This is a genomic window from Streptomyces sp. NPDC050546 (assembly GCF_044457425.1).
GTDB lineage: Bacteria > Actinomycetota > Actinomycetes > Streptomycetales > Streptomycetaceae > Streptomyces.
In genome coordinates this window covers 262,232-281,442 of record NZ_JBITGX010000003.1, presented here as the reverse complement: position 1 = coordinate 281,442, position 19,211 = coordinate 262,232, and the positions used below count along the sequence as shown (strand labels likewise).

Sequence of the window (19,211 nt, the reverse complement as noted above, 5' to 3'; positions counted from 1 at the left end):
AGCCCCGTCAGTGGAAGGCCAGCCAGCCGATGCCCAGGGCGGAGGTGAGCCCGGCGGCGACCACGGCCGCCGGCCTGTTGCGGTGCAGCGCGAACCAGACCAGCGCGGCGGTCACGAGCACGGCCAGCGTGCCGATCGCCGCCCGCAACAGCCCCTGGCTGTAGCCGTATTCACTGAAATGACGGACAAGCCAGGACAACCAGGCGAATCTCATGACGCTCCCCCGTGGGCGACTCCGAACCGGGCGGGGTCACACCTGTCGGCCGCGATGGTCAGTCGCGCACCGGTGCTCCACCCGGTCTTCTCACCCGGAGCCTAATAATCGCTCCGGTCCGGCGGCTAGGCGGCCCAGACGAGCCAGCGCTGGGAGGGGCCGCCGGTGCACAACGCCGTGGAGACACGGTCGTTCGCCCCGCGCGCGAGGCACTTGTGGTTCACGTTGTTCTGGATCAGCGCACCCCCGGGTGACTGCGTGTCGACGGACCACAGCGCGGCCTCGTCGGCGGCGGCACAGGGCTTCATGGTCAGCTCGCCGTTGCGCAGGGTGAGGCAGAGCTTCGTGGCCACCTGCCGGAGCGCGGTGAGCCGGATCTCGTCGTTCCAGTGCCACTTCTGGTAGTCGGTGCCGTTGCAGTTGAAGACGTACGGGCCGTAGTCGGCCCGGAAGTCCAGGCACGCCCCTGCCGGCGCCTGGTTCTCGAAGGCGCTGGTCCTCGGTGCCGCGCTCGCCGGCGCACTGCTCAGGCCCAACGCGAGCCCGACGACCGCACCCACGGCGGCCAGCCTGGTCAGATTCATGAGTCCCCCTCCGGTCGGTGAGTTCCGCCCAGGGGCTACCCAGCCACGGCCTCGGAGAGGCCGGAGCGGACACACCTGTACAGCTGTTCCACAAGCGGTGAACTCGCCTCCCTGGCAGGGGAGTTGTCAGAGGTACTCCTGGTACGCGTCCACCGCCTTCAGCACCTCCGCCTCGCCCGCCGGAGGCAACTGCACCACGACCTCCTCGATGCCGAGGCCGGCGTAGTGGGCGAGCTTGCCCGGGGTCGGGTGGACGGCGTAGGGGACGACCTGGAGGGCCTCGGGGTCGCGGCCCGCCTCGGTCCAGGCGGTGCGCAGCCTGGGCAGGGATTCGGAGAGGCCGCGGCCGCCGATGGGCAGCCAGCCGTCGGCGTACTCACAGATGTGGGCGAACAGCTTGGGCCCGGCGGCACCGCCGAGCAGCGTGCGCGGACCCACGACCGGGCCGCGCGGCTTCCGCACCGGCTTGGGGTGCGCGTGACTGGCCCGGACGCTGCCGAACTCCCCCTCGTACGCGACCGGTTCCTCCGACCACAGCGCCCGCATCAGCGCCATCCGGTCCCGGCCCAGCTCGCGCCGCGTGCGCCACCGTACGCCGTGGTCGGCGGCCTCCTCGACGTTCCAGCCGAAGCCGACCCCGAGGGTGAACCGGCCGCCGGAGAGGTGGTCCAGGGTCGCGACCTGCTTGGCCAGGTCGATCGGATCGTGCTGGGCGACGAGCGTGATGCCCGTGCCGAGACCGAGCCGCTCGGTGACGGCGGCGGCCTGGCCGAGCGCCACGAACGGGTCGAGGGTACGGCCGTACTCGCGCGGCAGCTCGCCGCCCGCCGGCCACGGAGTGGTCCGCTCGACGGGGATGTGCGTGTGCTCGGGCAGATACAGCCCGGCGAAACCGCGTCCCTCCAGCTCGCGGGCGAGCCGGGTGGGGGTGATCGTCTCGTCGGTGAGGAAGATCGTTACGGCGATACGCATGGCCTATCTCTACCCGAGGGTGACCCAGTCGTCCATACCAACCGGTCGGGCTTCATCCGTCGGCACTCACACGACCGTCGCGAGCGCCGCGAAGCCGCTTCCGGCCTCGGCGGTGGCCCACAGGGCCGCGGCGGCACCGCTGTAGGGGGCGATGCGGTGGTAGGGAAGGCGGGTGGCGCCCGCGAGGTGCGGGGCGAGGGTGCGGAGCACCGGGACGAAGCGGGCCAGGAACACGGCCCGGCCGCCGCGGCGGTCCATCAGGTCCTCGGCGTTCCGCCAGGCGGCGGCCGGGACCCGGCTGCCCAGGCGCCCCGTGCGCAGGCGGTCGCCGAGCAGGGCACCGGTGCGGTGGGCGAGGAAGTCGCCGGCCACCGCCGCGACGGCGGCGGCACCGATGACGAGGGGCAGGCTCAGATGTCCGGTTCGGGCCAGCGCCCCGGCCGCCAGCAGCAGGCCGAGCGTGGGGACGAAGGCGCCGACCAGCAGCACGGACTCGGCCAGGACCGCGGCCACCAGCACCGCGTAGGCGGCGGTGGCGGAGACCTGGCCGAGAAGGTCCGAGGGGACGGTCACCGGCCGGCTCCGACGACCGCGTACGGCTCGTCTCGCATGTCCTGCGCGTCACGGAGCGGGCTCCGCAGCTGCCAGACCCTGGCCGGAGGAAGGTTCGCCCACACCGACCAGCGGCCGGTGGCGTAGCGACGCTGGTAGCCGTCCATGACCTCCTGGACGGCGTGGTGCCGACGGGCCTCGGCACGGGAGGAGAGCAGGGTGCGGGCCTGCCCGGTGCCCAGGTAGGCGAAGTAGGTCAGGGTGCCGCCCGGGTGCAGCAGCTCCAGCAGGCGGGCCATGATCGCGTCGGCCCGGTCGGGGGTGAAGTTGGTCAGGGGCAGGCCGGCGACGATCACGTCGTAGCGGCCCGCGCCGGGCAGGTCCTCGACGTAGGAGCGGTGCACCCGGACCCGCTCGGGCTCGCCCGCCAGCCGGGGGTGGGTGTCGACGAGCCGGCACAGCCGGTCGGCGAAGCGCGGGTTGGCCTCGACGACGTCCAGACGGCTGCCCGGGGACAGCCGGTGGATGAGGGCGCGGGTGACCGCGCCGGTCCCGGCCCCCGCCTCCAGAACGGTCAGCGGCCGAGGGGCCAGGGTGCGCACCGGTTCGGTCAGCGCCCGGGCCAGGGCCCGCCCGCTGGGGGCGACGGCGCCGGTGGTGCGCGGATCGCGTGCCGCTTCGGTGAGGAACGTCCAGTCCATGGTGCGTAGATCCATGGTTTCGACGCTAGGAACGAGGCCACGCCCGGAGATCACTCCTTGTGCGGCCGTCCTCCCCTACGAAAGTAGGGGGTCGCATGAGACCGGGGTCGGACGACCGGCCTGCCGGGCCCGCCTAGGATCCCGGGAGTGATACGGAGAGAAAGCTTCCGGTGGAGCACCTGCGGGCGCTGGTGCCTGGTCGTGCTGCTGACCGCCCTCGCCGTGCTGAACAGCGCCTCCACCGCCGGCGGCCGGTATCTGACGCCATCCACCGTCCTGGCCGTGCTGTGCGGACTGGCCCTGCTGGTGCGCCGGTCGCCCTGGTACGCGTCGGCCGTGCCGGCCACCGTGGCGACCGGGCTGTGGGGGTGGCCGCTGCTGCCGCTGCTGCTCGTCGCGCTGTTCGACCTGTCGGCGCACCGGCGGGCCCGGGTGGCGGCGGGCTGCGCCGGGGCCGCGCTGAGCGCCAACCTGCTCATCCCTCCGGCGATCTCGCTGTGGACCCCACAGCAGTACGGCTCCACCCTGTTCGTGCTGCTGGCCCTGGTGGGCGGGATGTGGGCGGGCAGTCGCCGGCGGCTGCTGGAGGCGCTGGGCGACCAGGTCAAGCATCTGCGGATCGAGCGGGAGTTGCGCGAGGAGGCGGCCCGGTCCGCCGAACGGTCCCGGATCGCGGCGGAGATGCACGACGTACTGGCGCACCGGCTGAGCCTGATCGCCCTGCACACCGGCGTCCTGACGACCAGGAACGAGCAGTTGCCCGAGCCGGTCGCGGCCCGTCTGACCCTGCTGCGCACCGCCTCCACCGAGGCCCTGGCCGATCTCCGCGACATTCTCGGGGCCCTGCGCGATCCCGGGGCCGAGCGCGCCGAAGCCGCTCCCGTCCCCGTCCTGCGCGATGTGGACGAGCTGGTCGAGCAGGCGCGGACAGCGGGACAACGGGCCGAGCTGCGGGTCGAGGGCCGGCCCGAGCAGGCTCCGGCCGCGCACCGGCTGGCCGTCTACCGCCTCGTCCAGGAGGCGCTGACCAACGCCCGTAAGCACGCCGGGGGTGCCCCGGTGCGCATCCACCTCGGCTACCTGCCGCCCGCCACCACCGTGGATGTCACCAACGCGCCCGGCAGCCCGGCCGTGCACGCCGTCGCCTCCGGTTTCGGGCTGGTCGGTCTGCGCGAACGCGTCACCGCCCTCGGCGGCCATCTGCACGCGGGCCCGGGCGGGGCCGGCAGCTGGCGACTGGCGGCCCGTATCCCCCACCCCTCCCCGGCGCTCGCCGAGTCCACCAAGTCCCACGAGTCTTCCGCGGCCTCCGAGTCCTCCGCGAATTCCGCGACCTCCGAGCCCTCCGAGTCCTCCAAGCCCCCCGACCAGAACGGCACCCCCGCATGATCCGCGTCATGATCGCCGACGACGACGCCCTCGTCCGCCTGGGCCTGGCCGACCTCCTCGACGGGGACCCGGGCATCGAGGTCGTCGCCCAGGCGTCCGACGGACTGCACGCCGTCGAACAGGCCACCGCGCACCGCGTCGACGTCGCCCTGGTCGACGTACGCATGCCCCGCATGGACGGCATCACGGCCACCGCCCGGCTGCGCGCCCTGCCCCACCCGCCGAGGGTGATCACGCTGACGACCTTCGATCTCGACGAGTACGTCTACGACGCCCTCGCGGCCGGGGCCGACGGCTTCCTGCTGAAGGACACCGATCCGGCCGAGATCCTGCGCGCCGTCCACCTCGTCGCCGCCGGCTCGGCGATGCTCCACCCCAGCGCCGCACGCCGTCTCATCGACCGCTACCACCGGTCGGGCGGGCCGCAGGCGACCGCCGCCCGGGCCGGGCTCGACCGGCTCACTCCCCGGGAACGCGACGTGCTGGCCCTGCTCGCCCAGGGGGAGACCAACGCCGACATCGCCGCCCGGCTCGGCATGCGCGAGAGCACCGTCAAGGCCCACGTCAGCCGCATCCTCACCGCGCTGGAGGTCACCAACCGGGTGCAGGCGGCCCTGCTGGCCCGCGACGCGGGGCTGACGGCCTGACCCCGGCGACCTGTTCTCCTGTTCCCCGCCGTCCAATTCCCTTCCCTTGCCCGGCGGTTCACGGCTGAATACAACGGTTGCACGCACCACGCGCACCACCCATGCCACGTCACCGACGACACCTTGGGAGCAGCAGCATGTGCGAGGACCACCACGAGGACCACCACGAGGACAGCCACGAGGACGGCCGGGGCGGGCTCGCCCGGCGGGCTCTGTTCGTGACGGGAGCAGCCGCCGCGCTTACGTTGGGAAGCGTGAGCTTCGCCGCAGCCGCCGAGGGCGGTCAGGAGAGCAGGACGCTGCGCGGCACGCTGCCGCCCGGCTCCCCCGACTTCGTGTACGTGCCCGTCGAGGTCCCGGCCGGGGTCCGGGAGATCAAGGTCTCCTACACCTACGACCGTCCGTCCGTCCCGGCCGGCACGACGGGCAACGCCCTCGACATCGGCATCTTCGACGACCGGGGCACCGATCTCGGCGGCCGGGGCTTCAGGGGCTGGTCGGGCGGCGCACGTACCGAGTTCTTCGTCCGCGCCGACGACGCGACGCCCGGCTACCTCCCGGGCCCGGTGCGCGAGGGCACGTGGCACATCGCGCTCGGCCCGTACACGGTCGCCCCGCAGGGCCTGTCGTACGAGATCACGATCACGCTGACGTACGGCGAGCCGGGCGAGGCCGTCCGGCCGGTGTATCCGCCCGAGCGGGCCAGGGGGCGGGGGCGTGCCTGGTACCGGGGCGACTGCCATCTGCACTCCTGGTACTCCGACGGCCGCCGCACTCCCGCCGAGATCGGGGCCCTGGCGCGGGCCGCGGGACTGGACTTCATCAACTCCTCCGAGCACAACACGCACTCGGCGCACGCGCACTGGGCGGAGGTGGCCGGGGACGACCTGCTGGTCATGCTGGGCGAGGAGATCACCACGCGGAACGGTCACGTGGTGGCGATCGGCACCGACCCCGGCACCTTCGTCGACTGGCGCTACCGGGCCCGCGACAACCGCTTCGGCCGGTTCGCCCGCCAGATCCGCCGCGCCGGGGGCCTGGTCGTGCCGGCCCATCCGCACGCCACCTGCGTCGGCTGCAACTGGAAGTTCGGCTTCGGCGAGGCGGACGCGGTGGAGGTGTGGAACGGCCCCTACACGCCCGACGACGAGGTGACGCTGGCCGACTGGGACAGCATGCTCGTGGCGTCGGTGCGGGGCGAACGCGGCTGGATCCCGGCGATGGGCAGCAGCGACGCCCACCGCGACCCGGACCCCGTCGGCAGCCCCCAGACGGTCGTCCTGGCCGACGACCTGACCCGGGAGGCGATCCAGGAGGGCATCCGGGCGGGGCGGTCCTACGTCGCCGAGTCCGCCAGGGTCTCGCTGTCCTTCCGGGCGTCCGGCGGGCGCGGCGAACACGCCGGCATCGGCGAGCGGCTCACCGTCGGCCGCGACACCCCGGTCACCGTCCGCCTGGAGGTCACGGGCGCCCCGCGCTGCACGGTCCGCTTCGTCACCGACCAGGGCGTGGTGCACACGAGCGCGCCGCTGCCGGTGGCGGGTGCGGGGGTCGTGGAGTGGCGCTCGACGCCGTCCTACGCGGCGTACGTACGGGCCGAGGTACGGCACGAGGCGGCGGCGGGGCCGATCCCCGGGCCGCTGGCCGCGTTCACGAACCCGGTTTTCCTGGGGCGTTAGCGACGTTCTGCGACGGTCCGGGCTCGGCGCCCGGACCGTCGCGCCGGTGGTGGCCGGTCTGGAGCGGTGATCAGATGTACCCCCTGCCCGCAGTCATGTGCGAAGGAGTCCGCTGACGATGTCCCGCCTCGCCGACGCCAGGTTCCGCGCCGCCACCGCCTTCCAGCGCCGCATCAATCCACTCCTGCGCCGCCTCCCCCTCCAGACGGTCATCGAGACCAGGGGCCGCGTCTCCGGGCTGCCCCGGCAGACACCGGTGGGCGGGCGGCGCGTCGGCGACACCTTCTGGCTGGTGTCGGAGTTCGGCGAACGGTCGCAGTACATCCGCAACATCAAGGCCGATCCGCGGGTACGGGTACGGGTCCGGGGACGTTGGCACACGGGAACCGCCCGGCTGATGCCGGACGACGACCCGGTGACCCGGCTACGGCGACTGCCCCGCCTCAACGGCCTGGGAGTGCGGGCGTTCGGCACGAACCTGCTGACGGTGCGGGTGGATCTGGACACCTGAGAGACGTCACCCCGGCCACACGATCGCCTGCACCTCGCTGTAGGCGTGCAGGGCGTAGGAGCCGACGTCCCGGCCGACCCCGCTCCTCTTGAAGCCTCCGAAGGGTGCCTCCATGTTGCGGCCGACGGTGTTGACCCCGACCCCGCCGGCCCGCAGTCGCCGGGCCACCCGGAAGGCGCGGGCCACGTCCCCCGACCAGACGTAGTCGATGAGGCCGTAGTCGGTGTCGTTGGCCAGTTCCACACCCTCCTCCTCGTCGTCGAAGGGGATGACGGCCACGACCGGGCCGAAGATCTCCTCGCGGGCCACGCGCATGTCGTTGGTGCAGTCGGCGAGGAGGGTCGGGGCGATGTAGAAGCCCGGGGAGAGGGCAGGGCGTTCGCCGCCGACCACGACCACCGCGCCTTCCTTGCGGCCCAGTTCGACGTACGACTCCACGCGGTCCCGGTGCGCCGCCGAGATCACCGGCCCGACGACGGTGTCCGGCTCGCCGGGGTGCCCGACCTTCAAACGCCGGGCGTAGACGGCAAGTTGATCCACCAGCCGGTCGTAGACGCCGCGCTGCGCCAGCACCCGCGTCGGTGCCGTGCAGATCTGGCCGCTGTAGAAGGAGAAGGTGGTCCCGATCCCGGCCACGGCCGAGCCGAGGTCCGCGTCGTCGAAGACGATCGCCGCGCCCTTGCCGCCCAGCTCCATCAACTGCCGTTTCATACCGCGCCCGCACACCTCGGCGATGCGCTGCCCGACGGCCGTGGAGCCGGTGAAGCTGACCATGTCGACGTCCGGCGACCCCACGGCCGCCTCGCCGACCTCCGTACGCGATCCGCTGACCACGTTCACCACGCCCGGCGGCACGCCCGCCTCCTGAAGCGCCTCCGCCATCCGGTAGACCGACAGCGGGTCCTGCGGGGCGGGTTTCACCACCACCGTGTTGCCCATGGCCAGGGCCGGGGCGACCTTGCCTGCCGCGTTGGCCCAGGGGTTGTTGTACGAGGTGACGCAGGTGACGACCCCGACGGGCTGACGGACGGCCAACGCGCCCATCACACCCGCCCTGCCCATGGGTCCGGCCTCGTTGATCTGGGGCGGGATCGCCCACTCGGCGGGCTCCACGCGCGCGTAGCGCCGGAAGCGGGCGGCGGCGACCCCGACCTGCATGGCGCGTGCGGTGGCCGTGGTCGCGCCGGTCTCCGCCCGGGCCAGCTCCGCGTACGGCACGAGACGTTCCCGGATGACGTCCGCCGCCCGGCCGAGGACCGCCGCCCGTTCCTCCGGCGAGGTCCGTGACCACGGCCCGAAGGCCTCGCGGGCCGCGGCACAGGCCGCGAGCACCTGGTCCCGCGAGGCCTCCGGCGCCCACCCGGCGGTCTCCTCGGTCGCCGGGTCGATCACCGCGTAGTGCCCACCGTCCGGCTCCGCCCAGGAACCGCCGACGAACAACACCTGGCGTGCCGTCGCCCCTGTCGTCACCTGGTGCTCACCGTCTCCGTGTCCCGGCCCGAGCGCAGCACGCGCCCCGGTACGGCGCCCGTCACCACGTCGTCCCGGATCGCCTCGACCCCGTTGACCCACACGGCCCGTACACCCAGCGCCCGGGAGTCCAGCCGGGGGCTGTCACCCGGCAGATCGTGCACCAGGGTGGCCGGGCCCGCGTCGATCCGCTCCGGGTCGAACAGGACGAGGTCCGCGTGCCAGCCCTCCCGCACCCGCCCCCGCTCCCGCAGGCCGAAGAGCCGGGCCGGGTCGTCGGTCAGCATCCGCACCGCCTGCTCCAGACCGACCAGTTTCCGGCCCCGCAGACAGTCCCCGAGGAACCGGGTCGTGTACGGCGCCCCGCACATCCGGTCCAGATGGGCGCCCGCGTCGGACCCGCCGAGCAGCACGTCCTCGTGCTGCCAGGTCTCCGCCCGCAGCGCCCAGGACGCCGGGTCGTTGTCGGTCGGCATCGGCCACAGCACGGTACGCAGTTCATCGGCGGCGCAGATCTCCACCAGGCACTCGAAGGGCTCCTGGCCGCGCTCCTCGGCGATGTCCTTCACCACGCGCCCGGTCAGCCCGGCGTTCGCGTCGCTGTAGGTGTCGCCGATGACGTACCGCCCGAAGTTCGACAGCCGCCGGAAGACGCCCGCCTCCTTGGAGGTGGCCCGGCGCAGCAGCTCCGCCCGCACGTCCGGATCGCGCAGCTTCTCGATCCGCTCGGGCACGGGCAGCGCGAGCACCGGACCCCATCCGGGGATGAGATTGAGCGCGCAGAACGTACCCAGTGACATGTTCATCGGCGTGAGGATCGGCATGGTCAGCGCCACGACCCGGCCGCCCGCCTTCCGCGCCTGCTCGCTGGCGAGGAGCTGCCGGGGCACGCGCTCGGGAACGGACGCGTCGACCGTCAGCACGTTCCAGTTCAGCGGCCGCCCCGCCACCGCGCTCATCTCCACGAACAGATCGATCTCGGCGTCGCTGAACTGATCCAGACAGCCCGCGACGATCGCCTCGATCTGTGTGCCCTCGTGCTCACCGACGGCCCGCGCGAGTGCCAGCAGTTCGGCCGGCCCCGCGTGCCGCGAGGCGACCGGCCGCCCGTCGCCGTCCGAGTGACTGGTCGACTGGGTGGTGGAGAACCCCCACGCCCCGGCGTCCATGGCCTCGCGCAGCAACCGCACCATCTCGGCGAGCTGCTCCGCACTCGGCTGCCCGCCCACCGCCTCCGGCCCCATCACATACCGCCGCAGCGCGCAGTGCCCCACCATGAACCCGGCGTTGACCGCGATCCGCCCCTCCAGGGCGTCCAGATACTCCCCGAAGGAATGCCAGCTCCACGGCGCCCCCTCCTCCAGCGCCACCAGCGCCATGCCCTCGACCTTGGACATCATGCGGCGCGTGTAGTCGGCGTCCTCGGGGCGGTCGGGGTTCAGCGGCGCGAGCGTGAACCCGCAGTTCCCGCCCGCGACGGTGGTGACACCGTGGTTGAGCGAGGGCGTGGCGTACGGATCCCAGAAGAGCTGGGCGTCGTAGTGGGTGTGCGGATCGACGAACCCGGGCGCGAGGACGAGGCCGGTAGCGTCCTCGGTGGTCCTCGCCTCTTCGGTTGTCGTCCCGATGGCAGCGATACGACCGTCCCGTATACCGATGTCGGCGGTGAAGCCGGGCGCACCGGTCCCGTCCACGACGGTCGCGCCCTTGATGACGTGATCGAGCATGAGCACTCAACTCCCTTGAGTCCGTTGCCTTCTCAGGGGCGCGGGGAACTGCGCGACAAGCCACGACGCACCCGCACCCGCCAACGGCGATCAGGCAGCACCGCGGAACCGCGAAGTCCGATGCACAGGATCCGTATCGATCTTGGGAATCACGTACTCCCCGACCAGCCGGATCGTCTGCAACGTCTCCTCCTTCGGCACCCCCACCGGCAACCCGAAGCTCAACTGATCCGCCCCGGCCCGCTCCCACCGCTCACACTGCCGACGCACCTCGTCCGGATCCCCGCAGATCAGCAGCTCCTCCTCGATGAGCACCTCCACGAACTCCTCGGTGTACTCCGGCAGCGTCTCGGGCCACACCGGAAATCCCTCGGGCCGCGGAAACGTGTCGTGGTACCGGAACACCAGCGAGGGCAGATAGTGCAGCCCGCCGCTCGCCGCGATCCGCACGGCCTCCGCATGGGTCGGCGCACAGATCGCCGTGGTCGTCACCATCACGTTGTCGTTGACGAAGTCACCCACCGGCTCCGCGTCCACGATCGCCGACTTGTACTGCTCCAGCACCCACTCCATGTCGGAGACCTTCTGCACGCTGAAGCCGAGCACGCCGAGCCCCTTCCTCGCGGCCATGGCGTACGACGGCGGCGACCCGGCCGCGTACCACATCGCCGGGTGGGACTTCCCGTACGGCTTCGGCAGGATCTTCCTCGGCGGCAGCGACCAGTGCTTGCCCTGGAAGCCGGCGTACTCGTCCTGGAGCCACATCTTCGGGAACTCGGCGATGGTCTCTTCCCAGAGTTCCTTGGTGTGGTTCATGTCGGTGATGCCCGGCAGGAACCCGAGGATCTCGTGCGACCCGGCGCCCCGCCCGCTGCCGAACTCGAACCGCCCCTCGCTGAGATGGTCGAGCATGGCGACCTTCTCGGCGACCTTCACCGGGTGGTTGACCGGGGCGAGCGGGTTGAAGATCCCCGAGCCGAGATGGATCCGCTCGGTCGCGTGCGCCAGGTACCCGAGGAAGACGTCGTTGGCGGAGAGGTGCGAGTACTCCTCCAGGAAGTGGTGCTCGGAGGCCCAGGCGTACTTGAAGCCGGACCTGTCCGCCTGGATGACGTACTCGGTCTCCTCCATCAGCGCCTTGTGCTCCGCGAGCGGGTCGGTCTCGGCCCGCTTGCCGACGTATCCCTGTACGAAGATGCCGAATTCCAAGGAGGTTCACCGCCCCGGTACTAGTTCTGACGATCCGTCAGATGCGTGACTCCGACTGTTCCACCGGCCCCCGGGAGCGTCAATAGCTGACGGTGCGTCAGATAATGGTCACCCCGGCCAGCCACCCGCCGTCGATCACGAACGGCTGCCCCGTGATGTACGACGAGTCCTCCGAGGTGAGGAACAGGGCGAGCCGGGCCACCTCCTCCGGCTGCCCGACCCGCCCCAGCGGCACGAGCTTGCGGTAGAGCCGGTCGACGCCCTTCGCCGTCTCCTTGAGATCGGCGTCCGGGTCCAGCCGGGCCGGGTTGGACATCGCCGTGTCGATGGCGCCCGGGCAGACGGCGTTGACGCGTATCCCCCGCCCGGCCAGCTCCAGCGCGGCGACCCGGGTCAGCCCGAGAACGGCGTGCTTGCTCGCCGCGTAGGCACCCACGGCCGCCATCCCGGTCAGGCCCGTGTAGGAGGCGGTGTTGACGATCGTGCCCCCGTCGGCCATCTCCGGGGCGACCGCCCTGATGCCGAGGAAGCAGCCCACCTGGTTGACCTGGACGACCTGAATGAACTCCTCGAGGGGCGTGTCGAGGAGGGAGTTGAAGCGCAGGATGCCGGCGTTGTTGACGAGCCCGTCGACATGCCCGTAGACCTCCTTCGCCGCCGCTACGGCGGCCTGCCAGTCGTCCTCCCGGCCCACGTCGAGATGGACGTACCGGGCGCCGATCTCCTTCGCGAGGGCCTCGCCCTGGTCGTCCAGTACGTCGGCGACGACCACACGTGCCCCCTCGGCGGCGAACAGCCTGGCCTCCTGCTCGCCCTGGCCGCGCGCGGCGCCGGTGACGATGACGACCCGTCCGTCGAGCTTGCCCATGGCTCTCCTCACAGATGGGGGGCGACCTCGGCGCCGAACGCCGCGATCTGGTCGGTGAGTTCGGTCCGGCTCCGACTCCGGAACCGCACCTGGATCTGGTGCACACCCATCGCCCGGTAGGCCCGCAGCGACTCGGCGAGCTCCTGCGGACCGCCGGAGAGGGTCCGGCGGCCCACGTCCCAGCGGGGCGCGCCCACGTACAGCGGCTCGGTGATGGCGCCGACGGTGAACCCGCCCCGCGTATGGGACTTCTCGCGCAGCTCCCTGATCCGTGTGATCTGCGCGGGCAGCCGGTCCCTCGGATCCCCCTGCGGCAGCCAGCCGTCGCCCTTGAGCGCGGCCCGTCGCACGGCGGCGGGCGAGGAGCCGCCGACCCACAGAGGGACGCGGCCCTGTGCCGGGCGGGGCCGCTGGCCGAGCCCCTCGAAGTCGTACAGCTTGCCGTGGTGCTCCGGGAACTCCTCCGGCCCCAGGGCGGCGCGCAGGGCGTCGATCGACTCGTCGAGCACGGCCCCGCGCTGCCGGAAGTCCACGCCCAGGGCCTCGAACTCCTCCTGGACGTGTCCGGCGCCGACCCCGAGGACCAGCCGGCCTCCGCTGAGGTGGTCGAGCGTGGCGTACTGCTTGGCGGTGAGCAGGGGGTGCCGCAGCCCGACGATCGCGACATGGCTGAGCAGCCGGACGCGTTCGGTGGCGGCGGCCAGGAAGGAGAGCGTGGCGACGGGGTCGTACCAGATCGTGCTCATCGCGGCGGCCAGCCTGCGCGGGATGCCGACGTGGTCGCAGCCCGCGAGATAGTCGAACCCGGAGCGGTCGGCGGCGCGGGCGATCTCCAGCAGGTCGTCCGGCCCGGCCTCGGCCTCCCACCCCTCCGCGTAGAGGGTGCTCTGCGACTGGACGGGAAGCTGCATCCCGTACCGCAGGCTCACCGCGCACCACCGGCGCCGCCCGGCCACAGCCCTTCCTCCGTGAGCCCGAGCAGCTCGATGGCGTTCCCCCGCACGATCCGCTCCACGACCTCCGGCTCCAGATGCCCCATCTGCGCCTCGCCGACCTCGCGGGACTTGGGCCAGGTGCTGTCGGAGTGCGGGTAGTCGGTCTCGTACAACACGTTTCCGACGCCTATCGCGTCCAGGTTTTTCAACCCGAAGGCGTCGTCGAAGAAGCAGCCGTAGACGTGCTCGGCGAACAGCTCGGACGGCGGCCGGTGCACCTTGTCGGCGACGCCGCCCCAGCCCCGGTTCTCCTCCCACACCACGTCGGCCCGCTCCAGGATGTAGGGGATCCAGCCGATCTGCCCCTCGGCGTACATGACCTTGAGGCCCGGGAACTGCTCGAACTTGCCGCTCATCAGCCAGTCGACCATCGAGAAGCAGCAGTTGGCGTAGGTGATGGTGGAGCCCACGGCGGGCGGGGCGTCGGCGGAGGTGGACGGCATACGGCTGGAGGAGCCGATGTGCATGGCGACGACCGTGCCGGTCTCGGCGCAGGCGGCGAGGAAGGGGTCCCAGCCGTCGGTGTGGATGGAGGGGAGCCCGAGGTAGGGCGGTATCTCGGAGAAGGCGACGGCGCGGGCCCCGCGCGCGGCGTTGCGCCGGACCTCGGCCGCCGCGAGCTCGGCGTCCCACAGGGGTATGAGGGGCAGGGGGATGAGCCGCCCCTGCGCGGCCGGGCCGCACCACTCCTCCAGCATCCAGTCGTTGTAGGCGCGGACGCAGAGCAGGCCCAGCTCGTGGTCCTTGGCCTCGGTGAAGGTCTGGCCGCAGAAGCGCGGGAAGGTCGGGAAGCACAGGGCGGACTGGACGTGGTTGACGTCCATGTCGGCGAGCCGGGCCGGGACGTCGTAGGAGCCGGGGCGCATCTGCTCGTACGTGATGACCTCGAGCTTGATCTCGTCCCTGTCGTACCCCACGGCGGTGTCGAGGCGGGTCAGCGGGCGGCGGAGGTCCTCGTAGACCCACCAGTCACCGACCGGGCCGTCGTCGCCGGGCTGTCCCATCACGGGCCTGAAGCGCCCGCCGAGGAAGGTCATCTCCTTCACGGGCGCCCGGACGATCCGGGGTCCGACGCCCCGGTACTTCTCCGGAAGCCGGTCCTGCCAGACGGTCGCGGGCTCCACGGTGTGGTCGTCCACGGAGATGATCAGCGGAAACGAGCTGTCGTGGGTGTCCATGGCGCTCACGGTAGCGCTGATCTGACGGATCGTCAGCTAGCCCTGTCTCTCCGACCGCGAGAGTTGGGCCGGGCTCGGGCGGGCCGGCCCCAGCCGCGCTCAACCGACTGGCGACATCGGTCGGGTTCGTCTCCCGCACCAGCGAACAGTGCGGTCAGCATGGGTGCGCCGTGAGCCAGCGCTTCGTGCGGCAGGGGGCCGGTGGCGACGAGGGACGCGAGTCCGTGGCCGATGGTCCAGCTCTGTGTGGCCAGTTCCAGCGGGTCGACCTCGTCGCGGAAGCGGCCGTTCACCTTGGCCCGTTCGATGGCCTGGACAAGACGGTGCAGGGTTTCGTCGGCGGCGCCGGTGTCTTCGAGGTCGAAGCCCGCGTCGAACATGACGCGGTAGAGGTCGGGGTTCTCCAGGGCGTTGGCCAGGTAGGCGGCGCCCAGTGCGGCGAGGTCTCGTACCGGGTCCGCGGACTTCTTGACGGCGGCGAGCCGGGCGGTCAGGCGAGTGAAGCCTTCTTGCCGCATTGCTTTCCAGAGGCCGTCCATGCCGCCGAAGTAGGTGTAGACAGCCATCGTTGACACGCCGGTTCCGGCGACCAGGGCGCGCAGTGTGACCGGTTGCCTTGTCCGCAGCATCTGTGCGGCCCGGTCGAGCAGCAGGGAGCGGACCGCTGGATCTTTCGTCCTCGCCATGGCCTCACAATACATAGCGTCGCTATGCTTTGATGAGTGCTGATCTTGCCGCTCCCGACGCCATGAGGAAGAGGCCGTTCATGTCTGTGACGTTGTTCAATCCCGAGGGATTGCCGAAGCCCGAGGTCTACCGACAGCTGTCGGTCGCCACCGGATCGAAGCTGGTGTTCCTCGCGGGGCAGGTCGCCCGCGACGCCGACGGCCGGCCCGTGGGCCAAGGGGACTTCGCCGCTCAGGTCGAACAGTGCTATCTCAACATCAGCACTGCTTTGACCGCGATCGGCGGTTCCTTCGACGACGTGGCGAAGCTGACCGTCTACGTCGTCGACTGGAGTGCCGACAAGATGCCGCTGCTGGGTGAGGGGGTGGGCCGGGCGGCAGCGAAACTCGGCATCGATCCGGTCAAGCCGATCACGCTGCTGGGAGTCGCGGCGCTGGGGGAACCGGACCTTTTGGTCGAGGTCGAAGCCACTGCGGTCATCGAATAGCCGTAGCACCAGGAGCAGGGAGACTCCGGGGCTGACGATGCCGAGTCGGGGGGATCTGACGGACGGCGAGTGGGCAGTGGTGGAGCCGCTTTTGCCGGTGAGCAACAACTGGTGCGGCCGGTGGCGCGATCACTCTGCATGATCGGAGAGACAGGCCCCAGGTGGCGAGCACCGACAACTGGAGCGTTCGGGCACCGTCCACATCCTCACAGCTGGGCACGCCCGCACCCCTCTCGCCCATCTGCTCCAAGTCCGGCTCGGCCGTCACCTCAAGGTGATCAGTGCCGCCCGGATCTCCGCGATCATTCGGTCGGGCTCCCGGAACACGTCCTGGGCGGTGAAGCGCAGCAGACTGCGCACCTCGGGGCACTGGAGGACCTGATTGAAGCGGGAGACGTCCTGGCGGTGCGCCTCGCGGGTGCCGTGGTAGGCGTACCCCTCGATCTCGACCGCCAGCCCCTCACGCCGGAAGAGGAAATCGAGGACGACCCGGCGGCCGGCCGGGGTGAACAATTCGATCTGGCTCTCGGGCCGGAGACCGGCGTCGCCCATGCGCAGGCGGGCTATCGTCTCCGCCGGTGACCCGGCCCGGGGGTCGCACGACCCGAGCCGGCGGCGGGCTCTCGCCGATCCCTGCGAGGGGAGGGCCAGGACCTCTGCCACCGCCTCCAGTTCCACAAGCGGCGCCCTCCGCACCCCGCCGACCCTCCGGTAGGTCACCGCCGACTCCAGGGCGACGAGCGCGTCGTCCCTCGGCAGGGAGCGAAGCAGGTCGGTGAGCGTCCGCACGGGGCTGGTGAGCCGCAGGCCCTGCCGCAACGCCACGTCCCCGGGTTCGAGGAGCATCCGCCGCACGCGCACGCCCTTGGCCTTCCCGCGGAAACTCAGGGCCGGATCGATGAACTCCAAGGGCGCCTCGCTGGTCGGGGCGAGGGTCTCGATCCACCACAGGGCGGCAGCGGAACGGTGGCTCACCACGAGCCGGGGGGTGAGGAGTTGAACGGCTCGGAGCCGGGCAGGAAGGTCCGCGACCCGCCCCGGTTCCAGCCAGGCCCCGGCATGAAGCCGGCCCCAGCCCTCCGCCCGGAGGGCACAGGTGAGGCTCCGCGCGGGCCAGCCGGCCCGAAGAGCACGGCAGGTGAGCAGTACGCCGCCCTGCGCCAGTTCCCGCAGCGCCGTTCGTTCTCCCATGCCGCCAAGATCGCAGGAAACACGGCAGGCGTTTGCGCCTGTGGATAACTCCCGGGCTCAGCCCTTCAGGGAGGTGAGGAAGGCGGTCCAGGCGGGAGTCCGGAAGAGAAGCACCGGTCCGGTCTCCGAGGCCTTCGAGTCCCGGACCGGCAGCACGCCGGGCTGCCCGTCCGCGACCTCGACGCAGTCGCCGCCGCTGCCGTTGCTGTAACTGCTCCTGCGCCACACAACCGTGCCCAGGTCACCTGCGGTGATTGCCATCTCGGTAGTCCTCTGCCGCTTGTTCGATCATGGTCAGGGACGCCTCTGGCGGGAGTGCCGCGGCCCTGAGCAGATCGTACGACCGGCGGTAGTTCTTCACGAGGGGCGGATAATCGATGAGTTGGCCATTGTGGAGGCCCTCCGTGTAGGCCACCGGCGGGGCGTCCGGGAACGTCATGATCTTCATCATGCCCATCATGCAGGGGTGGGCGTGAGCCGTTTCCGGGACGATCTGCAGAACGCCCTGCGTGGAGCGGACCACGTGCGCGATGTGCTCCAACTGCGCGGCCATCTCCCCCGGAGGGAGCAGGGGCTTGCGGACCAGACCCTCGTGCAGGATCGCCCAGAACGCCGGGTGTTCCCCGCCCGCCCAGATCTCCGCCCGCCCCAGACGGGCACGGACCTGCTTGTCGACCGTCTCGGGGGCGAGCCAGGGAAGCGACGTGTGGACCACCGCCTCCGCGTAGGCCTTGGTCTGCAACAGTCCGGGCACCAGCATCGGCGCCCACTCCTCGATCGTCTCCGCGTGCCGCTCCATCTCCGCCACGTCCGCGAAGTACTCCGCATGCCCCGACTGCCGTGCCCGGCGGGCGTCTTCGCAGCGCCGCTCGAAGAAGCCGTCCGTCTTCAGCACCTTGTCGACGTGCCGGGCCAGATCCAGCGGCATACGCCGCTCGCCGCGCTCGATCTGGCTCAGGAACGGCACACCGCGAAAACTCCCTTCCGTCAACTGCTCCAGGGTCAGGCCCGCCAGCTCCCGCTGGTAGCGCAACTCGGCGCCGTAGAAGGAGGGAACGTTGGCCGACGCGTCGGGGTCCTTGCGTGAGGGCACAGCTCATCACCGCCGTTTGCCAGTTGCTCTTGCGCAGTCGAAAGCGCTCCCACAGTAGGGGACTTGGCGGCACTGTGTGACTGATTCGTCACAGACCGCATGCGATCAAGGGAAGGGCCCTCATGCGCAACGCCCGAGCCGCCACTTCGAGCGCCACCTCCTCCAACACGCCCTCCGTCACCCTCGGCGACGAGACGGACCTGTGCGTGGACGACCTGAAGTCCGCCCTCGCCGTACACGGCATCTCACTGCCGTCCCTGTGCGTCGACGTGCCGACCTTCGCGGGCGCGTACGGAAGGACAGCGGGACTGGTCGCGCTCGGCAACTGCAGCACGGAGACGGCGCGGAAGCTGGTCTCCGCGTTGTGGGGAGCCGGCCGGGCCGACGGTTCCGTGCTGCTGGATCTCGATCTGCTCGTCACACCCGAGGTCGTACCCGAACTGCGTCGCACGCTACGGGCGTGCCTGGGTGTCCCCTGCGCCGACGTGCAGTTGTGCGTCACGGAACTGGTCGGCAATGTCATCCGGCACGTCGGGCAGGGTGCCCCGGTGAGGGTGCGCGTGGCGCGTTCCTGCGGCCGGACCCGTGTGGAGGTCAGCGACTCCGACGCCCGCGCCCTGCCCGTCCTGCGGCACGCCAGGGCCGACGACGAGACCGGGCGCGGCCTGGCCCTTCTCGACGCGGTGGCGTTGCGGTGGGGCGTCGAGCAGGGTGAGGCGGGCAAGACGGTGTGGTGTGAACTGGCGGGGGACGAGCCCGCAGCGACCTGATCGGCGGTTGCGGACATGCATCGGCCGCGACGGCTCCCCCTCCGCGCCGCCGCGGCCGAACCCCGTGTGGAGTGGCTTACTTCGTCGGCTTGAACGGCTCCGACGTGGCGTGCAGGTCCTTGGTCTCCAGCGGCTCGTCCGTGGCGTGGAGGTCCTGCTTCTTGACGGCGTTCTCGTCGGTGGCGTGCAGGTCCTCGGTCCCCAGCGGCTCGTCCGTCGCGTGCAGGTCCTGCGGCTTGAGCTCGTCGCCCATGATCGTCAACTCTCCTTGGCGTGGGTCGAGTAGT

Annotated in this window: 22 protein-coding genes; 6 read left to right on the top strand and 16 right to left on the bottom strand. The window is 71.4% G+C overall.

All coding sequences use genetic code 11. The features are described 5' to 3' along the window. Positions 1-7: 7 nt before the first annotated feature. From ACIBK5_RS09330 to ACIBK5_RS09310, 5 genes are all read right to left on the bottom strand, one after another. The gene (locus tag ACIBK5_RS09330; protein WP_399017798.1) at positions 8-214 is read right to left on the bottom strand and encodes a hypothetical protein; all 207 of its coding nucleotides are present in this window, start codon (positions 212-214) and stop codon (positions 8-10) included. 125 nt (positions 215-339) lie between these two features. Then, positions 340-798, bottom strand: a complete 459-nt coding sequence (locus ACIBK5_RS09325) for an RICIN domain-containing protein (protein ID WP_399017797.1) — start codon at positions 796-798, stop codon at positions 340-342. Positions 799-924: 126 nt separating this feature from the next. Next, positions 925-1,770: an LLM class F420-dependent oxidoreductase gene (locus tag ACIBK5_RS09320; protein WP_399017795.1), complete on the bottom strand. Its 846-nt coding sequence runs from the start codon at positions 1,768-1,770 to the stop codon at positions 925-927. A 66-nt stretch (positions 1,771-1,836) separates the two neighbouring features. Continuing rightward, a complete protein-coding gene (locus tag ACIBK5_RS09315) occupies positions 1,837-2,343 on the bottom strand; it encodes a DedA family protein (protein ID WP_399017793.1) in 507 nt (168 codons plus the stop codon). After that, positions 2,340-3,038 (bottom strand): class I SAM-dependent methyltransferase, encoded by a 699-nt coding sequence (locus ACIBK5_RS09310; RefSeq protein ID WP_399017791.1) that lies wholly within the window; start codon positions 3,036-3,038, stop codon positions 2,340-2,342. The genes ACIBK5_RS09315 and ACIBK5_RS09310 overlap by 4 nt, the downstream gene beginning before the upstream one ends. 132 nt (positions 3,039-3,170) lie before the next feature. Between ACIBK5_RS09310 and ACIBK5_RS09305 the strand changes: the two genes are divergently transcribed. From ACIBK5_RS09305 to ACIBK5_RS09290, 4 genes are all read left to right on the top strand, one after another. Then, complete coding sequence (locus ACIBK5_RS09305; protein ID WP_399017789.1) at positions 3,171-4,412, top strand: sensor histidine kinase; 1,242 nt, start codon at positions 3,171-3,173, stop codon at positions 4,410-4,412. Next, complete coding sequence (locus ACIBK5_RS09300) at positions 4,409-5,059, top strand: response regulator (protein ID WP_399017787.1); 651 nt, start codon at positions 4,409-4,411, stop codon at positions 5,057-5,059. The genes ACIBK5_RS09305 and ACIBK5_RS09300 overlap by 4 nt, the downstream gene beginning before the upstream one ends. A gap of 137 nt (positions 5,060-5,196) precedes the next feature. Further along, entirely contained in the window at positions 5,197-6,738 is a 1,542-nt protein-coding gene (locus ACIBK5_RS09295; RefSeq protein WP_399017786.1) for a CehA/McbA family metallohydrolase, read from the top strand. 118 nt (positions 6,739-6,856) lie between these two features. Beyond that, positions 6,857-7,249, top strand: coding sequence for a nitroreductase/quinone reductase family protein (locus ACIBK5_RS09290; RefSeq protein WP_399017784.1), 393 nt, complete (start codon positions 6,857-6,859; stop codon positions 7,247-7,249). 6 nt (positions 7,250-7,255) lie between these two features. Here the strand turns inward: ACIBK5_RS09290 and ACIBK5_RS09285 are convergent, their stop codons facing one another. The 7 genes from ACIBK5_RS09285 to ACIBK5_RS09255 form a co-directional block, all read right to left on the bottom strand. Then, the gene (locus tag ACIBK5_RS09285) at positions 7,256-8,719 is read right to left on the bottom strand and encodes an aldehyde dehydrogenase family protein (protein ID WP_399017782.1); all 1,464 of its coding nucleotides are present in this window, start codon (positions 8,717-8,719) and stop codon (positions 7,256-7,258) included. Continuing rightward, positions 8,716-10,446 (bottom strand): amidohydrolase family protein, encoded by a 1,731-nt coding sequence (locus ACIBK5_RS09280; protein WP_399017780.1) that lies wholly within the window; start codon positions 10,444-10,446, stop codon positions 8,716-8,718. The genes ACIBK5_RS09285 and ACIBK5_RS09280 overlap by 4 nt, the downstream gene beginning before the upstream one ends. Before the next feature lie 90 nt (positions 10,447-10,536). After that, positions 10,537-11,655, bottom strand: a complete 1,119-nt coding sequence (locus tag ACIBK5_RS09275) for an LLM class flavin-dependent oxidoreductase (RefSeq protein WP_399017778.1) — start codon at positions 11,653-11,655, stop codon at positions 10,537-10,539. Between the two features lie 97 nt (positions 11,656-11,752). Next, a complete protein-coding gene (locus ACIBK5_RS09270; protein ID WP_399017776.1) occupies positions 11,753-12,523 on the bottom strand; it encodes an SDR family NAD(P)-dependent oxidoreductase in 771 nt (256 codons plus the stop codon). An 8-nt stretch (positions 12,524-12,531) separates the two neighbouring features. Then, positions 12,532-13,434 (bottom strand): LLM class F420-dependent oxidoreductase, encoded by a 903-nt coding sequence (locus ACIBK5_RS09265; RefSeq protein WP_399017774.1) that lies wholly within the window; start codon positions 13,432-13,434, stop codon positions 12,532-12,534. Positions 13,435-13,448: 14 nt separating this feature from the next. After that, on the bottom strand, positions 13,449-14,696 hold the full coding sequence (locus ACIBK5_RS09260) for an amidohydrolase family protein (protein ID WP_399017772.1): 1,248 nt from the start codon (positions 14,694-14,696) through the stop codon (positions 13,449-13,451). A gap of 32 nt (positions 14,697-14,728) precedes the next feature. Further along, positions 14,729-15,382 (bottom strand): TetR/AcrR family transcriptional regulator, encoded by a 654-nt coding sequence (locus ACIBK5_RS09255; RefSeq protein WP_399017771.1) that lies wholly within the window; start codon positions 15,380-15,382, stop codon positions 14,729-14,731. An 80-nt stretch (positions 15,383-15,462) separates the two neighbouring features. Here ACIBK5_RS09255 and ACIBK5_RS09250 point away from each other — a divergent pair, with 80 nt between their 5' ends. Further along, positions 15,463-15,870 (top strand): RidA family protein, encoded by a 408-nt coding sequence (locus ACIBK5_RS09250; protein WP_399017769.1) that lies wholly within the window; start codon positions 15,463-15,465, stop codon positions 15,868-15,870. A 264-nt stretch (positions 15,871-16,134) separates the two neighbouring features. Here ACIBK5_RS09250 and ACIBK5_RS09245 read toward each other — a convergent pair whose 3' ends face one another. The 3 genes from ACIBK5_RS09245 to ACIBK5_RS09235 are packed head-to-tail and all read right to left on the bottom strand — an operon-like array spanning position 16,135 to position 18,154. Further along, positions 16,135-17,061, bottom strand: coding sequence for a hypothetical protein (locus ACIBK5_RS09245; RefSeq protein WP_399017767.1), 927 nt, complete (start codon positions 17,059-17,061; stop codon positions 16,135-16,137). 57 nt (positions 17,062-17,118) lie between these two features. Next, complete coding sequence (locus tag ACIBK5_RS09240) at positions 17,119-17,322, bottom strand: DUF397 domain-containing protein (RefSeq protein ID WP_399017765.1); 204 nt, start codon at positions 17,320-17,322, stop codon at positions 17,119-17,121. Then, a complete protein-coding gene (locus tag ACIBK5_RS09235) occupies positions 17,303-18,154 on the bottom strand; it encodes a helix-turn-helix domain-containing protein (RefSeq protein WP_399017764.1) in 852 nt (283 codons plus the stop codon). The genes ACIBK5_RS09240 and ACIBK5_RS09235 overlap by 20 nt, the downstream gene beginning before the upstream one ends. 122 nt (positions 18,155-18,276) lie before the next feature. Between ACIBK5_RS09235 and ACIBK5_RS09230 the strand changes: the two genes are divergently transcribed. Further along, the gene (locus ACIBK5_RS09230; protein WP_399017762.1) at positions 18,277-18,924 is read left to right on the top strand and encodes an ATP-binding protein; all 648 of its coding nucleotides are present in this window, start codon (positions 18,277-18,279) and stop codon (positions 18,922-18,924) included. 76 nt (positions 18,925-19,000) lie between these two features. On the opposite strand, the gene ACIBK5_RS09225 is transcribed toward ACIBK5_RS09230, so the two are convergent. Continuing rightward, the gene (locus ACIBK5_RS09225) at positions 19,001-19,177 is read right to left on the bottom strand and encodes a hypothetical protein (RefSeq protein ID WP_399017761.1); all 177 of its coding nucleotides are present in this window, start codon (positions 19,175-19,177) and stop codon (positions 19,001-19,003) included. Positions 19,178-19,211: the final 34 nt, after the last annotated feature.

Excerpts from the sequence above, each read along its gene's own strand:
- ACIBK5_RS09265 (WP_399017774.1), bottom strand. The coding sequence starts at position 13,434 with ATGCAGCTTCCCGTCCAGTCGCAGAGCACCCTCTACGCGGAGGGGTGG.
- ACIBK5_RS09290 (WP_399017784.1), top strand. The coding sequence starts at position 6,857 with ATGTCCCGCCTCGCCGACGCCAGGTTCCGCGCCGCCACCGCCTTCCAG.
- ACIBK5_RS09330 (WP_399017798.1), bottom strand. The coding sequence starts at position 214 with ATGAGATTCGCCTGGTTGTCCTGGCTTGTCCGTCATTTCAGTGAATAC.
- ACIBK5_RS09320 (WP_399017795.1), bottom strand. The coding sequence starts at position 1,770 with ATGCGTATCGCCGTAACGATCTTCCTCACCGACGAGACGATCACCCCC.
- ACIBK5_RS09310 (WP_399017791.1), bottom strand. The coding sequence starts at position 3,038 with ATGGATCTACGCACCATGGACTGGACGTTCCTCACCGAAGCGGCACGC.
- ACIBK5_RS09260 (WP_399017772.1), bottom strand. The coding sequence starts at position 14,696 with ATGGACACCCACGACAGCTCGTTTCCGCTGATCATCTCCGTGGACGAC.
- ACIBK5_RS09250 (WP_399017769.1), top strand. The coding sequence starts at position 15,463 with ATGTCTGTGACGTTGTTCAATCCCGAGGGATTGCCGAAGCCCGAGGTC.
- ACIBK5_RS09225 (WP_399017761.1), bottom strand. The coding sequence starts at position 19,177 with ATGGGCGACGAGCTCAAGCCGCAGGACCTGCACGCGACGGACGAGCCG.
- ACIBK5_RS09280 (WP_399017780.1), bottom strand. The coding sequence starts at position 10,446 with ATGCTCGATCACGTCATCAAGGGCGCGACCGTCGTGGACGGGACCGGT.
- ACIBK5_RS09245 (WP_399017767.1), bottom strand. The coding sequence starts at position 17,061 with ATGGGAGAACGAACGGCGCTGCGGGAACTGGCGCAGGGCGGCGTACTG.
- ACIBK5_RS09300 (WP_399017787.1), top strand. The coding sequence starts at position 4,409 with ATGATCCGCGTCATGATCGCCGACGACGACGCCCTCGTCCGCCTGGGC.
- ACIBK5_RS09230 (WP_399017762.1), top strand. The coding sequence starts at position 18,277 with ATGCGCAACGCCCGAGCCGCCACTTCGAGCGCCACCTCCTCCAACACG.
- ACIBK5_RS09240 (WP_399017765.1), bottom strand. The coding sequence starts at position 17,322 with ATGGCAATCACCGCAGGTGACCTGGGCACGGTTGTGTGGCGCAGGAGC.
- ACIBK5_RS09255 (WP_399017771.1), bottom strand. The coding sequence starts at position 15,382 with ATGGCGAGGACGAAAGATCCAGCGGTCCGCTCCCTGCTGCTCGACCGG.
- ACIBK5_RS09295 (WP_399017786.1), top strand. The coding sequence starts at position 5,197 with ATGTGCGAGGACCACCACGAGGACCACCACGAGGACAGCCACGAGGAC.
- ACIBK5_RS09325 (WP_399017797.1), bottom strand. The coding sequence starts at position 798 with ATGAATCTGACCAGGCTGGCCGCCGTGGGTGCGGTCGTCGGGCTCGCG.
- ACIBK5_RS09270 (WP_399017776.1), bottom strand. The coding sequence starts at position 12,523 with ATGGGCAAGCTCGACGGACGGGTCGTCATCGTCACCGGCGCCGCGCGC.